A 13,310-nucleotide genomic window follows, 5' to 3' on the forward strand; every position below is an offset into this window, starting at 1 on the left:
GCCTCACGGGCCCTTTTTTATTTACTTTAGTTATGAATTTGATGGAATTGTCGATATAATTAATGCCATGGAAAAAATGAAACTCACATTTTATGGCGCTACATCAACGGTAACTGGATCAAAAACTTTTCTACATATAAATGGTAAGAATATTCTCATCGATAGTGGAATGTTTCAGGGAGGAAAAGATTTAAGTGATTTAAATCAAAAACTTCCAGATTTTGATATTTCAAAAATTGATGCAATCTTTCTTACTCACGCTCACTATGACCACTCTGGCTACTTACCTGTATTAGTTAAGAATGGCTTTAAGGGTAAAATATATTGTACTGAAGTAACAAAGAAGATTGTCGAAATAATCTTAAGAGATTCTGCAAATATTCAAGAGTACGATTTTAAAGAAAGGAAAATTAAAGAAGTTCTCTATGGCCTTGATGATGTAGATGAAACAATGACATATTTTAAAGTTGTAGAACAAGGTCAATGGTACGGAGACGACTTTCGTTATATTTTTGAAGAAGCAGGTCATATTTTAGGTGCTTCTAGTATTATCTTTGATAATGGAGAGTCCAAAATCTGTTTTTCAGGAGACGTTGGCCGTAAGGATGATCTTATTCACATGGCACCTCATAAAGAAACAGAATCAGACTATCTTGTGATTGAATCAACTTATGGAGATCGCCTTCATAAGAAAGAAGATACTCAATTAGTACTTAAAAAACATATTAAGAGAATAATATCTACTCAAGGTGTACTTCTTATTCCTGCTTTTGCGGTTGCACGAACTCAAGTTATTATCTACTCACTATTTGAACTTTTCGAGAAGTATCCGGATATAGATATTCCAATTTATCTGGATACTCCAATGGGAGTTCGTGTAACAAGGCTATATATGCAAATGGCCGAAAAGTTAAAAGTTGATTCTGAGCGATTTATCTCTGCAATGAAAAAAGTACGATTTGTTGAATATAGTAGTGATACAAAGAAACTAGCTCGCGCTAAGAAGCCATTTATTCTAATAAGTTCCTCAGGAATGATAAGTGGTGGGAAGATTCTTAAGTATATGGATATGTATGCAAAACATGAGAATAATACAGTTCTAATAACTGGCTTTCAAGGTGAGGGGACGATCGGTCGAAAGTTAGTTGATAATGAAAAAGAAATCTATCTTCTTGGGCATACGATGAATGTCAGGGCCCATGTCGAAAAATTAGAGTCAATGTCGGCCCATGCTGATCGTGACGAATTGATTGATTATATTAAAAAATCAGGTTCAAACTTAAAAAAGGTTTTCGTTAATCACGGAGAAGAGCCAGTCGTCATTAACTTTGTAAAGACGATAAAAGAGAGCTTGGGTGTAGAGGCGATCAATGTTGAAGATGGCATTGATTATATTTTGGGGGAATAATGAAAATTGTTGTTACTGGTGGACCTGGTGGAGGAAAGACTACTGCACTAGATCTATTTAAAAGAGAGTTAGTTGAAAATATAGTTGTTGTTCCCGAAGCTGCTACTTCAGTTTTTCAAAGTGGTGTAGCAAGAGATAAAAGAGCTGAAGTTGTAAAAGATATTCAAAAAATGATCTACGATTATCAAATAAACTTAGAGTCAATCTATGAAAAACAAAACCCAGGTAAAATTCTTCTTTGTGACCGAGGAACATTAGATGGTATGGCATATTGGCCAGATGGTTGTGGGTCTTTTTTCGATAAGATTAATTCTACTTATGAACAGGAACTGAATCGTTATGATGCAGTCATATTTTTTGAAACTGGTGCCAACTCCGGAGGTGATATTACGAGTAATAATATCTACCGAAGTGAGACAAACAGACAGGCAATTGAATTAGATCGTAAGTTAAAAGAGATATGGTCAGTTCATCCTAATTTTTACTTTGTTGATAGTAAGAAATCATTTATGGATAAAATTATCAGTGGTGTAGAAATCTTAAAAACAGTAGTCAAATAATGAAAAGCAGCAAGAAGAGTAAGAAAACAAAAAAGCTTAAATATATTATTCAAAAAGTTAATAAGACTTTTGAAGAATTTGATAAGAAAAAATTTAAGAGAAGTTTAGAAGCTGCAGGGGTTTCTGAAAAAGCAAGCCAAGAGATTGTTAAAGAAATTGCTGAAGAACTTGATCCATTTTCAACTTCAACTGCAATTCATCAAAAGACTTACCGTGCTCTGAAGAGAAGATCTAAACTCGATGCTGCAAATTACAATATTAAGAGGGCCATCTATAAATTAGGCCCAACTGGATATCCATTTGAAATTCTTTGTGCTGAAATGTTAAGGGCCAAGGGGTATAAAACTCAAGTTTCAGTAGTTAAGAAAGGAAAATTTGTTAAGCATGAAGTTGATGTCGTTGCTTCAAGGGCCGACGGAGATATATACTGTGAGTGTAAGTTTCATAATCGAAAGTATTATAAAAATGATGTGAAAATACCTCTTTATGTTTATGCTCGTTATCTCGATATTAAAGAAGCTAATCCACACTTAAATTTTCAATATGCTTTAATTTCAAATACACAGTTTTCAGAAGATGCAATTAAGTATGCTAAGGGTGTCGACTTAATGTTATTTTCGATGAATTATCCAAAAAAGAATACATTCTGTGATTTGATTCAACGCTATCGAATCTATCCAATTACAGTTTTATCGACTCTAAGAGCGAGAGAGAAAAAGAGGCTTCTTGATAAAGGTATTGTGGTTATCAAGCATGTTAATAGAGCTTGCTTAAAAGCACTTGATCTTAGCGATAGTGAAGTTCGAAAAGTTTTAAATGAAATAAAAGTCTTGATGAGCAAGAGCTAACTACCTTATTTATGTTAGTTAACTGATAGGTTTGGACGTGATTTCAATGTGTTACCTTAAGTAATTATTACAGCAAAACCTATATTTTCTAATTATCGTTCATAAAAATGGCATAATCCTGCTATGCGTAATTTTGGAGGAAGATAATTATGAAAAGAGTAATGTCTACAGTTCTGTCGTCTCTTTTATTGGCCACTTCGGTAACTGCCACAGCTGGTGATTTTGAGAATTATGTTAAAACCCTAAAGTATAGCAAGCTTGATTCAAAGCTTGGTGGCAATATTAAAGAGGTTGTTACTCGCAATAAGCTTCCGCTTACACGTCCTGAATTTTGTCCATTAAATAATACGCGCTCTTATGAAGAAGCATTAAGTAGTTTAAAGGCCATTGTAACAGTTTTCAAAGATGACTGCTTTGATGGTAATGAATCATTAATCGAACAAGTCCTTAACAGTTCAAATGAACTTGAAGAGGAATTAAATAAGTTAAAAGAAGAGCAGGGAAAAGAAACAGTTGATGTTATTCCTTCTGCAGATGAAGTAGATATTAATGGTATCCCTTTAATGCAGGTTATGAATGGAGTAAACACGCTCTTTTCAAATAATAAGTGTTCAAGTCTTGATAGAACTCCATTTCTTCAGCGCTCGGCAGATGTTATCCAAACATTTTCGCAATTTGGTTTATACTCACCATCTGGTGTAACAGTTGCCTACGGTGGATTAGCTGTTGCTTCAATTTTACGATTTATTAACAATATTTTTAATGACCGTTTTCAGTTTGAAAATGAAGAAGATATCAATACTTTTGTAAAGCTTAACTGTGCATACTACGACGTTAGAAACCAAGTAAAGGCCCTTGAGGTTTTCGATATCGATACGGACAGACATTATACTGATAAAGAGATATCTAAAGCATTAGTTGCGCAGGTAAAGAAAGAGTTAGAATCTCTTACGAAGGCAAAAGAAAGTGTAGAAGCTGAGTTTGAGAAAATTAAAGAAGCTGAAGTTGCAAAAGTTGATGCTGATGTTGAAAAACTAATAGTAGGTCTTTATGAGAAAATGAAAACACCTCTTTCTGATAAGCCTGGTAAATCTGCAACATACCAACAAGCTGAGATCCTAGGAGAATTAGCTTACTCAAAACCGTTGCTAGAAGAATACTTAAATGAATATATCGCAGAATCACAAGGAGCGGATCGTTTCTTAAATATGCTTTTCAAACAAAAACTAAGCAAACTTGATAATGCAATGGAGCTTATGGAGATGAGTGTTAAGGATTTTAATCAGCTATTCCTTGCAGATATGGCCAGCTCATTCAATAGAGTTCTAAATAATATTCAAGCTAAGAGAAAGAAGGCCCGTGACAACTTTGATGACACATATTTAATCTCACTAGGTGAAGAGAGTATCTCTGTAAAAGAATATAAAGAGCTTCTTAAAAGTGATGATCTAAAAAAGAGAGAGAAGGCGATTGCCGATGCTTATGGTGCTATTTCTGAAGTTGATAATCGCCTAGCTGCCATTATTGCAAAGAAAGAGTATTCTTCTGTAGATTCAAAAGATGGTGATTTAAGAGAAATTATTAAGTCTCTTGATATCGTTCGTAACCATGTTTATGGAAAGTATGGACGCGAGTTCTTAGATAAAATGAGAAGCCTTTCTGAAGAGCAAAATAAAAACTTTAATCAAAAGTATAAAGATCTTGAAAAGAATTATGAGATCACTAAGTCTGGTAATTCAGCAAAACTTGGCGAAGATGCTCAACTTAACGCATGTGTTGATGTGCAAACGACAAGAGAGATTTGGGTATATGCTCAAAAACTTTCAGAGCTAGGTTATGACTTCATCGCAACTAATAATGATATCTTTGGTGATGCAGACAATGCTGATAGAAAGAGAATTAAATCTCATAATGATTCAGCGATCCTTGCTCGTCGTATTATCACAGCAAGAAATTATCTAAAGAAGATCGCAATGCAAAGAGAGCTTGGACGTGAAGATGTTGAAGTTGAAGGTCAGAAGTATTCTCTTGCAGAAGCCGAAGGTGTTGTTCGTAATATTGAATTTTATGGAAAAAAGCTTTCGCTAGAAGAAGCACAAGATTACCTTGATAATAAATTTGGTCAAAAAGGTTTACGAGGCGATCGTCTTGGACAGATTATGATGGAAATCATCAATAATCGAGATAAAACGGTTGGACTTCAAAAATTCTATAAAGTTAACAAGTGCTCAAATCTTTCAACAATTTCTAGATAATTAAAAGCCAGCTTAAAGCTGGCTTTTTTAATGTGTATTTTATTTATGTTCTCTTGTTTAAGTGTTCACGCATGCTATAAGTCACAAGTATTTTTAAAACTTTAATCAGGAGATAATTGATGAAATCAATGATCATAGCTCTAATTTCACTAGTATCACTAAATGTTATGGCAAAGACTGTAACAAAGAATCTAACTAATGAAGAAACTCAAGTTGCAGTTAAACTTGCTAATCAATATAAAGTTGAGCTTCAAGTAAGTGGACCTTGTACTAAAGTTGAATTTAATATTATTGATAGTATTAAAGGATACAATCCGGCCGTATGGAGCCTAAATGCAGGCCATATGACTTACCTTCTAGAAGATAGTGAAGCGACTAGCTTAGTGTATCTTTTTGATCGTGTCGAAGTTCCTACAGTAATGATCAACTCATTTACGCAAATTTCAAAAGCGACAATTACTGGTTCTTCTTGTGGGTTTAATCCATACAAGTGGACTATTTCATTTGATGATTTAGAGTAGGGGCTTGTTTTTAAGTTGGCGAGACTTGGCCAACTTCGGCTTATAAACAGGATGTTTTGTATGCAACCATGAGCAGGAGCGATTGGTTGCCCTGCCTTCGTTGGCATACGTCGCATCCTGCTCCTAAACTCGAATCAAATTCAAGTTCTATACCCAAGCAACAATAATAAAAAAGCCCAGGATAAACCTGGGCTTTTTTATTATGGTGGCCCGGGCGAGACTTGAACTCGCACAGTATTGCTACCGGCGGATTTTGAATCCGCTGTGTCTACCATTCCACCACCGGGCCATTGAGAATAGATTAAGTCTATTCATTTCAAGGAAATCAGTCAATTGTTAAAAATTCTGCGCATTGTTGACGCATGGTGCGTTTTTTGTTTTGGAAAATATAAATGATTTCTGTATAAGAGCGCTTTTGCGGACCTATGTATTTTCCAGTTTTGGTGAGAGCCTGTTTCTTTAGTTAATTTTTTTTCACTTTGCTTAACTGAACTTAGGTACTTCTTTCTTTGTTATATGTCGAAAGACTCTTTGAAGAAACTCTACAAAGGAAGAATATATGAAAGTTGGATTTCTCGTTTTAATTTTATGTGTTATCTCATTTTTTGTAGGAAGAGGCACATCTTTTATGGGAAGCGCTCTTAGCACTAATACACTACTCCATGATAATCCAATGATGAAGTCGAAGGATAAGAAGTTATCAAAGCTTGATAATGGGGCCCTTGTGTCTAAGGAAACTTTCGATTATTGGAAATTACCGCAGGAAAGTTCAAAGCGTGGTTCATATGATAAATTAACTACTTTAAACTTAGGACGCGGTCTCTATACAATTGGAAGCGATAGTATTGTAAACTCACATTTTATCATTGGTAACGATGGCGTAATCGTCTACGATACAGGCGATAACGAACACGATGCAAGCATCTTTTATAAAGAGTTAAGAAAAGTTACTCAGTATCCTGTTAGAGCAATCATATACTCACATGAACATTATAGTCTTGGTGCAAAGTACTTTGTTGAAGAAGAAAAACGTAGAGGTAATAGAAATATTAAGATAATTGGTCATCCAAATACAAATAAAGTTATGGCGATGACAGGAGGAGTTGAAGCTCTACACTCTGAAGTTAGTGGTGTTTTAATGGCCAGAACAGTTGAGCAATTTAATCTATACCTTCCAGATAAAGGTGATGATGCACGTTTTAAAAATACTGTAATACCTAATAATGATGGCTTTGTTCCTGTAAATACTCCTGTTCGTAATGGACAACGTCTAACAATTGTTGGTGTTGATATGACTTTCTATACTAAAGATATCGGTACAGATACCTCGAATCAAGTTCTCGTCCATATTCCATCTAAAAAGGCGGTACTGAATAATATTATGTGGGGCTGGTTTCCGAATATTTATAGTCTAAGAGGAGGTAAGTATCGTAACCCAGAAGATTGGAAAAGGTCAGTTGAGTTTATAAAAAAACTTAAACCAGAAATCCTTATGAGTACACATTCTACTAGTCTAAGGGGACGAGAAAAAATAGCACAACGACTTCAAAGTTATCAAGATGGCCTCTCGTTTGTGTTAGATCAAACCTTAAAAGGTATCTCTCTTGGAATGGGTCCTGATGAACTAAGATACTTTGTGAAAATTCCTGATTATTTAAAAAGTGAACCTACATTGATTGAAAATTATGGAACAGTTTCATCAATGCCTCCTCGTATTTATACAGCTATTTTTGGACATTTTGATCGTGATGCAACAAATCTTTATAAGCTTCATCCTGATGATGAAGCGAAGCGAATTGTTCTTGCGATGGGGGGGGAGACACGAGTTAAGTCGCTAGCTGATTATGCATATCGAGACGGAGATTATCAGTGGTCATGTCAGTTAGCTAATTACCTTGTTCGAATTAATAATAGTAATGATAATAATCAAATCAAAGCAAATTGTTTAAAACAAATTGGCTATCGAAGCCTTGCTACAACTGCTCGTAGTTGGGCCTTGAGTCAAGCAAGAAAAGCAGAAGGTAAGGTTGCCATTATTAAAAATGCACCAGCAACATTTGTACAAGTAAGAAATAATGCAAGTGCGTTTGTTAATAATTATCGCATTAGAATTAATCCCGGACGATCTCAAGGGACTGATAAGTTCATTGCAGTGAATCTCGGTTATGATGAAAAGTATGGCCTACATATAAGAAATGCCGTTGTTGATTTTGTTACTGATAGGAAGATGATTGAGAAGATGAAGGATATTGAAGTGCACATGAACAAAGATACGTTTACAAAGATTTATAATAATTTAGGAACTGTTGATGACTTTATCGCTAGTGCAGATATTGGAATTGAAAAAGGAACGAGAGAAGAAGTTATCGAAGCCTTTTCAAATTTCGATATTATCTATGATTGGGAAAATGATCCGGCCCTGAATGTGCTAAAAGAACGTACGCTGGCCAGTGAAGAAGAATGATTATTAAAAAACTAACCCTTTCGTATTAACGAGAGGGTTTTTCTACAATTATATTGGTAAATATCTTCCGGAATATATTGATGTATTTTCGTGTTATCAATAATACATGAATACATAACGAAATCGATGAAATAACTCGGGAACGGCCAGATCTTTCTGATCGCTTTTGAAAGAACTTCTAATGTGAAAACTGGAAATGGAATATCCCTTGTACCTGTAATCTTCTTTGCCTCTTGGAGTGATATCGTTTCACTTGGAGCAACATTGTAGACACCTGTTGGAATTTTATCTAATGCTTGAAATAAAATATTTGCCATATCGTATTCATGGATAAATTGCATCATAGGATTAAAATCAATTGGCACAGGAGTCATATTAGAAGTTAGGTATCTTGAAATCGTATTATCAATTTGAGGTCCTATAATATTACAAGGGCGAAGGACAACCGTTTCGATATTTTCTCTGTTTTTCCACATCCAATTTGTACATAGTGCATCGATTTCAGTTACATCACGAAGCTCAGGGTGCTTAATACTAACTTTTAGTGGATAGTCTTCATTTATAAATACAGGATTGTCTGGTTGTGCCCCGTAAACGTGATAGGTAGAAAGCATGATAAACTTTTTAATCAAATACTTTTCCGCGAGCTCCAATACTTTACTGGTATTAACAAGACTGAAACTTAGGCGTTCCTCGGCACTTCCTCCGGGAGGAGTAATCCTTCCTATTTGATAGATCGATTCAAATCTATTTTCACGAAAGAGCTTTTCAAAATTTCGTCGTGTATATCGCATACGATGAAATGTATAATTATCGAAATCAACTTCGTTTTTCATCTTTCGAGAATCAATTCCAATGATTCTTGCATCAGGCATACGCTTTGCTAGAATTCCACATAGAATATTTGCTAGCCCTCCTGAAGCACCAATGATTAAGATAGAGCGTTTATTATTCATCGCCGTTATCCTCATTCATTTTTTTAGAAAATGCCCAAGGTCTACGTGTCTTCCTACCTTCAGTAAGCATTGATTGAATGACTCTTTCTATTTCTCGAATATGTGGATTAATTAAGCTATCCTCACTATCTGCATCAATATCTTCTGGTAATTCTATTGGTTTACCTACATGAATATCAATAGGTGATGGGAGTGGGAAGTAATTTGCACTTATAGGCAGTGCTGGAAGCTTCAAGATTTTAGCAACTGCGCTTGCTTGGTAAACATAAGGAAATATCTCTTCGGCTCCAACAACTGCAACGGGGAGTATTTTTACACCACTCTTTAGTGCCATTCTAAAAAATCCCGGCGTGAACTCTTGAACTTTATAATAGTTAGTTGTGCTCTTCGAGACGCCTCTTACACCTTCTGGAAAGATAAGAAGAGATTCTCCTCGTTTCAGAAGATTAAGGCAATTATCACGATCACCTAAAACGGCACCACATTCAGAAGACCATTTGTTAATAAACGGAAGAGCTGTAAAAAAGCGTTCAACCATTGGCCTTAAAACTCTAGGTGGTTCATTTTCAAAAGCGAAGGCACAGCCAATCATGAGGCCATCAATGGCGATTTGACCTGAGTGATTGGATATAACCATGTACTGTTCATTTTTGATATTCTCTTTACCAAATAAACGCACCTTAAAGTAGTGGCGATAAATTGTATAAAGAATTTCAAAACTCTTCTTGGCTTTTGGAACACTTAGGCCCCAAGGGTCTTCTGTCTCCCCATAAATCTTTAAAAGACTTTGATAAGTACTTTCGAGAGTGCTCTTTTCTTCACTGGTTAGTAAGTCCTTATAACTTGAAAATTTACTTTCAAGAACCTGTTCAAAAGAGTTGAATTTTTTTGCTAAAAAATCTAATGAAATCATACTTATCTTTTTGTAAAATAGGGGACGATCTATTATTTATTCTATCTGAAAGAGTGAATTATGCAAAAAGAGGAATGGAAAACCAAGCTTAAGAAAATAGTTGATGAGTGCTCTCAAGAACTATCCAAGGCAACTGTTATTGGTAAGAAGATGCTTACTGCGTCTCATACAAATACTCTGTTAAATGAGAAGTATCAGGAGTTGGGACAACTAGCTGCAAAGCATCTTAGTTCGGGAATACTTGAGTGGGAAAACCCTAAAGTTGATGAACTCTTAAAAGAAATTAAAGATTATGAAAATCAACTTCATTTGATGGAAAAAGACGTATCAAATATTAAATCAAAATGTTCTAAAGAGTAGCTTAGTCTCTTTGGTTATTCTCTAGCTCATTTTGTAATAAAAGGTAATTGATAATGGCATTTTCTAATTGCGGAACCCCTTGTCCTTTTAGGGCCGAAATAAAGTGAATTTGAGTTACCCACTTATGTTCTTTAAAGATAGCAGGCTTTAGCTTGTTAAGTGCCGCTCTTTCTTTTTGAGTCTTAAGCTTATCAAGTTTATTAAATAGAAGAAATGCTTCATGACCAAATGGGCTTAGGTAATCTCTAAAGACTAAGTCAGCTTTTTGATTTGGGTGACGAGCATCTTGAAGATTAAGCATTAGGTTTTGTTCACCACAGTTCTTAAAAAATTCATCCATTAGATTTGCCCAATGAGCATGAATTTCTTTTGAAACCTTAGCATGTCCGTAACCAGGAAGGTCAAATAGATAGAAAGGTGGAAGATTATCGACAACTTTACCTTCTTTCTCTAATTGAAATGAGAAGATATTTACTTGGCGTGTACGTCCTGGTGTCTTTGAAGTAACAGCAGTACTTTTTCCAAATAAAGAGTTAATTGTTGAAGATTTACCCGCATTTGAGCGGCCAATGAAACTTACACCAATCGGTTTTTCTGCATTTAACCATTCAATTAGTTGGTTCACATCTGTCATTCCGTATTTGAATTGAGTTGTACCTTTGGCGATTTTATATTCCATTTTTCTTCACTTCCGTTTATCTACGATTTTGCTTAAATTCTAAGGAGTTATATATGCTAGAAGTACCAAAGTTAGATAAACTTGTAAAAGACACATTTTGTGTTCATGGAAATTCTATAGAAATTACACCTTTATTTGGCTCAAAACGTCGAATTTTATTGAATCGAACATCCTATCATATTGAATTAACAGGAAAGGAGTTTATTGTTGATTCTCTAGAAATCTCACTACCTATTATTTCGATAGAGGATGAAGCTGGCTTTAAGCTATCAATTGTGAAAACAAATGTAGGTGATACCTTTTGTTTGTCAGGAATTAATGGAGCAACCTTTAGAATTAACGGCTCATTTTCATCTCACGCTTATCTGAGAAAGGGCGATGAAATCATCCTTGGGCGAAATCGAATTCGCTGCTTAAGAGAGGAGCGCAAAGAGAAGCTCAGTTTTGATTATCAAATCCATCCAAAGCTTAATGTCTTAATTGAAGGAGAGACTGGAACTGGAAAGAGCTATTTAGCAAAAAAGATACATGAGCAAAGTGGCGTGCTTGGTAATTTTGTTCATCTTAACTTAAGTTCTTACTCTCATAATATTTTGGAGTCAGAATTATTTGGTCATAAGAAAGGATCTTTTACAGGTGCCTTAAGTGATAAGGATGGTGCTCTAAAAATGGCCAATGGTGGAACATTATTCTTAGATGAAATCGATTCTATTTCAAAAGAAGTTCAAGCAAAGCTTTTGCTCTTTCTCGATGATGGACTTTTTTATCCAGTTGGATCAAATCAAGCGCAATATATAAAAACTAGAGTTATCGTGGCCTCAGGTCGCTCCCTCTTAAAACTAGTAGAGGAAGGGAAAATGCGCTCTGATTTTTATTTTCGTATATCATCTGAAGAAGTGATAAAATTAGATTCTTTGCGTGAGAATGATCAACGTTTAAATGAGTTACTTTGTTCTTATGAAAATCGATATGGCATTACCATTCACCCTAAACTTAAGAAGTTTTATCATTGTTACTCATGGCCTGGAAATATTAGGCAATTAAATGCACATTTAAAAAAGAAGCACCTAAAGGGGAAGTCAAATCTTCTAACTTATTGTGAAATGGATGATAATCTTATGGATCACAATCAGATAATAGATCGTTCTATTGAAAATAATGAATTCTATTCATATCGAGATATGAAGCATCGTTACTTTTTAAAAGTTTTTAATCATTGTGACCAAAATGTTGCAACTACTGCAAGTTTACTTGGAGTTTCAAATCAAACAGTGAGAACGGTCTTATCCATTTAAAATTGAGTCGATATAGACCTTTTCAACGTGACCGTCGATTTTTAGATCTTCAATTAGTTTATTAACTTCATAACGAACTTTTTCTTTGATAATTTTCTTCCCTTCTGGCTCAAGAGGAAAGTTAGGCACAACAGCTTGAAGTGATTCATTGAGGCGGTCGCGTATTAAAATCTCATTTTCTGGTTTATAGAAATACTGGGCCGTGTATCGATTATTTGTTTCTAATAGCACATCGATAAGAAGAGACTTCATGCCATTTCTATTTTTTATGTAAATTGGAATATCAACATTTCTTAAAAAGATCGTTCTTTTATTGGCCAGACGATAACGAGATCGACCCCATTTAGCTTTTTCTAGATCTTCTTCACTAGCAATTTTTCTTTCTTGTTTTGGAGAAGTCTTATCTGAAATCTCCTGGATATTTTGATAAACAGAAATACCAGTTAGTGAAAAAACAGTTAGGGTACATGTTATTCCCACGGCCTTGGCCGGAGAGACTGCTGCAAGTTTTAGGGCAACATTCTTTGACCAAAAACTTTTCGCTGCGTTGTAGGCCATGAGAGGAATATCACCAGACATTTTAAAATTCTTAAAAGCAGCTCCAACACTTGCTAAACTTTGCTTTTTGGCCAGCATGAATGTGACTAATGCAGCTAGCTTAATTCTAAACCATTTCTTTGCCGGCCCAGTAAGGAACTCTGGCAAGGCAATGATCTTCTGGATGAGTCCAGCGATTGTCTTTAGAAAGTTGTGATAAGAATTCTTAATCTTATTTGGAGTAATTCCAGTAAAGAAGTTGGCAAGATTTGTTAGCAAACCATTTAAATATTTTTCAATTTTTAGCCATTTATTCATCATTACAGAATATCCCCAAATCTATCTCTATAGCACTTATCGGCAAGTCCCTAAAATACCTGAGTGGCAACAGTTAATTCTTGAGTAAATTAATATGCTAGGAAGTTTTTTCTGGATGTGGGGGAAGCTGAATGGATTCTTAAGAAATCTCAATAATTACGCCGTAGAGAAGAGGTGATGGGGAGAATATTTTAAG

Annotated in this window: 12 protein-coding genes and 1 tRNA gene; 8 read left to right on the forward strand and 5 right to left on the reverse strand. The window is 35.0% G+C overall.

The window, feature by feature from the left end; all coding sequences use genetic code 11:
• Positions 1 to 67 precede the first annotated feature (67 nt).
• The 5 genes from ABMA70_RS11050 (at position 68) to ABMA70_RS11070 (ending at position 5,592) form a co-directional block, all read left to right on the forward strand.
• Positions 68 to 1,408, forward strand: coding sequence for an MBL fold metallo-hydrolase (locus ABMA70_RS11050; protein WP_392993507.1), 1,341 nt, complete (start codon positions 68 to 70; stop codon positions 1,406 to 1,408).
• A complete protein-coding gene (locus ABMA70_RS11055; protein WP_392993506.1) occupies positions 1,408 to 1,968 on the forward strand; it encodes an AAA family ATPase in 561 nt (186 codons plus the stop codon). The genes ABMA70_RS11050 and ABMA70_RS11055 overlap by 1 nt, the downstream gene beginning before the upstream one ends.
• Positions 1,968 to 2,816 (forward strand): restriction endonuclease, encoded by an 849-nt coding sequence (locus ABMA70_RS11060; protein WP_392993503.1) that lies wholly within the window; start codon positions 1,968 to 1,970, stop codon positions 2,814 to 2,816. The genes ABMA70_RS11055 and ABMA70_RS11060 overlap by 1 nt, the downstream gene beginning before the upstream one ends.
• A gap of 149 nt (positions 2,817 to 2,965) precedes the next feature.
• Positions 2,966 to 5,071, forward strand: coding sequence for a hypothetical protein (locus tag ABMA70_RS11065; protein WP_103217692.1), 2,106 nt, complete (start codon positions 2,966 to 2,968; stop codon positions 5,069 to 5,071).
• A 119-nt stretch (positions 5,072 to 5,190) separates the two neighbouring features.
• A complete protein-coding gene (locus ABMA70_RS11070) occupies positions 5,191 to 5,592 on the forward strand; it encodes a hypothetical protein (protein WP_103217693.1) in 402 nt (133 codons plus the stop codon).
• A 203-nt stretch (positions 5,593 to 5,795) separates the two neighbouring features.
• On the opposite strand, the gene ABMA70_RS11075 is transcribed toward ABMA70_RS11070, so the two are convergent.
• Positions 5,796 to 5,881, reverse strand: a tRNA-Leu gene (locus tag ABMA70_RS11075).
• Positions 5,882 to 6,151: 270 nt separating this feature from the next.
• Here ABMA70_RS11075 and ABMA70_RS11080 point away from each other — a divergent pair.
• The gene (locus ABMA70_RS11080) at positions 6,152 to 8,056 is read left to right on the forward strand and encodes an alkyl sulfatase dimerization domain-containing protein (RefSeq protein WP_103217722.1); all 1,905 of its coding nucleotides are present in this window, start codon (positions 6,152 to 6,154) and stop codon (positions 8,054 to 8,056) included.
• 11 nt (positions 8,057 to 8,067) lie between these two features.
• On the opposite strand, the gene ABMA70_RS11085 is transcribed toward ABMA70_RS11080, so the two are convergent.
• Together ABMA70_RS11085 and ABMA70_RS11090 are read right to left on the reverse strand one after the other, a co-directional pair.
• Positions 8,068 to 9,012 (reverse strand): NAD-dependent epimerase/dehydratase family protein, encoded by a 945-nt coding sequence (locus tag ABMA70_RS11085; RefSeq protein WP_158246850.1) that lies wholly within the window; start codon positions 9,010 to 9,012, stop codon positions 8,068 to 8,070.
• Positions 9,005 to 9,925: a lysophospholipid acyltransferase family protein gene (locus tag ABMA70_RS11090; protein WP_392993498.1), complete on the reverse strand. Its 921-nt coding sequence runs from the start codon at positions 9,923 to 9,925 to the stop codon at positions 9,005 to 9,007. Before ABMA70_RS11090 ends, ABMA70_RS11085 begins: the two co-directional genes overlap by 8 nt.
• 60 nt (positions 9,926 to 9,985) lie before the next feature.
• Between ABMA70_RS11090 and ABMA70_RS11095 the strand changes: the two genes are divergently transcribed.
• Positions 9,986 to 10,285: a hypothetical protein gene (locus tag ABMA70_RS11095; protein ID WP_103217725.1), complete on the forward strand. Its 300-nt coding sequence runs from the start codon at positions 9,986 to 9,988 to the stop codon at positions 10,283 to 10,285.
• A 1-nt stretch (position 10,286) separates the two neighbouring features.
• Here ABMA70_RS11095 and yihA read toward each other — a convergent pair whose 3' ends face one another.
• On the reverse strand, positions 10,287 to 10,964 hold the full coding sequence (gene yihA, locus ABMA70_RS11100; protein ID WP_103217726.1) for a ribosome biogenesis GTP-binding protein YihA/YsxC: 678 nt from the start codon (positions 10,962 to 10,964) through the stop codon (positions 10,287 to 10,289).
• 53 nt (positions 10,965 to 11,017) lie between these two features.
• Here yihA and ABMA70_RS11105 point away from each other — a divergent pair, with 53 nt between their 5' ends.
• Positions 11,018 to 12,259: a sigma-54 dependent transcriptional regulator gene (locus ABMA70_RS11105; protein WP_103217727.1), complete on the forward strand. Its 1,242-nt coding sequence runs from the start codon at positions 11,018 to 11,020 to the stop codon at positions 12,257 to 12,259.
• Here ABMA70_RS11105 and ABMA70_RS11110 read toward each other — a convergent pair.
• Positions 12,248 to 13,117, reverse strand: a complete 870-nt coding sequence (locus ABMA70_RS11110; RefSeq protein WP_103217728.1) for a flagellar basal body-associated FliL family protein — start codon at positions 13,115 to 13,117, stop codon at positions 12,248 to 12,250. The two genes, ABMA70_RS11105 and ABMA70_RS11110, sit on opposite strands and share 12 nt — an antisense overlap.
• Between the last annotated feature and the right edge of the window lie 193 nt (positions 13,118 to 13,310).

Source organism: Halobacteriovorax sp. XZX-3, from assembly GCF_043196495.1.
Taxonomy (GTDB): Bacteria; Bdellovibrionota; Bacteriovoracia; order Bacteriovoracales; family Bacteriovoracaceae; genus Halobacteriovorax_A.

Bases quoted from the DNA above. Each gene is read 5' to 3' on its own strand.
- ABMA70_RS11050 (WP_392993507.1), top strand. From the start codon at position 68: ATGGAAAAAATGAAACTCACATTTTATGGCGCTACATCAACGGTAACT.
- ABMA70_RS11055 (WP_392993506.1), top strand. From the start codon at position 1,408: ATGAAAATTGTTGTTACTGGTGGACCTGGTGGAGGAAAGACTACTGCA.
- ABMA70_RS11060 (WP_392993503.1), top strand. From the start codon at position 1,968: ATGAAAAGCAGCAAGAAGAGTAAGAAAACAAAAAAGCTTAAATATATT.
- ABMA70_RS11065 (WP_103217692.1), top strand. From the start codon at position 2,966: ATGAAAAGAGTAATGTCTACAGTTCTGTCGTCTCTTTTATTGGCCACT.
- ABMA70_RS11070 (WP_103217693.1), top strand. From the start codon at position 5,191: ATGAAATCAATGATCATAGCTCTAATTTCACTAGTATCACTAAATGTT.
- ABMA70_RS11080 (WP_103217722.1), top strand. From the start codon at position 6,152: ATGAAAGTTGGATTTCTCGTTTTAATTTTATGTGTTATCTCATTTTTT.
- ABMA70_RS11085 (WP_158246850.1), bottom strand. From the start codon at position 9,012: ATGAATAATAAACGCTCTATCTTAATCATTGGTGCTTCAGGAGGGCTA.
- ABMA70_RS11090 (WP_392993498.1), bottom strand. From the start codon at position 9,925: ATGATTTCATTAGATTTTTTAGCAAAAAAATTCAACTCTTTTGAACAG.
- ABMA70_RS11095 (WP_103217725.1), top strand. From the start codon at position 9,986: ATGCAAAAAGAGGAATGGAAAACCAAGCTTAAGAAAATAGTTGATGAG.
- yihA (WP_103217726.1), bottom strand. From the start codon at position 10,964: ATGGAATATAAAATCGCCAAAGGTACAACTCAATTCAAATACGGAATG.
- ABMA70_RS11105 (WP_103217727.1), top strand. From the start codon at position 11,018: ATGCTAGAAGTACCAAAGTTAGATAAACTTGTAAAAGACACATTTTGT.
- ABMA70_RS11110 (WP_103217728.1), bottom strand. From the start codon at position 13,117: ATGATGAATAAATGGCTAAAAATTGAAAAATATTTAAATGGTTTGCTA.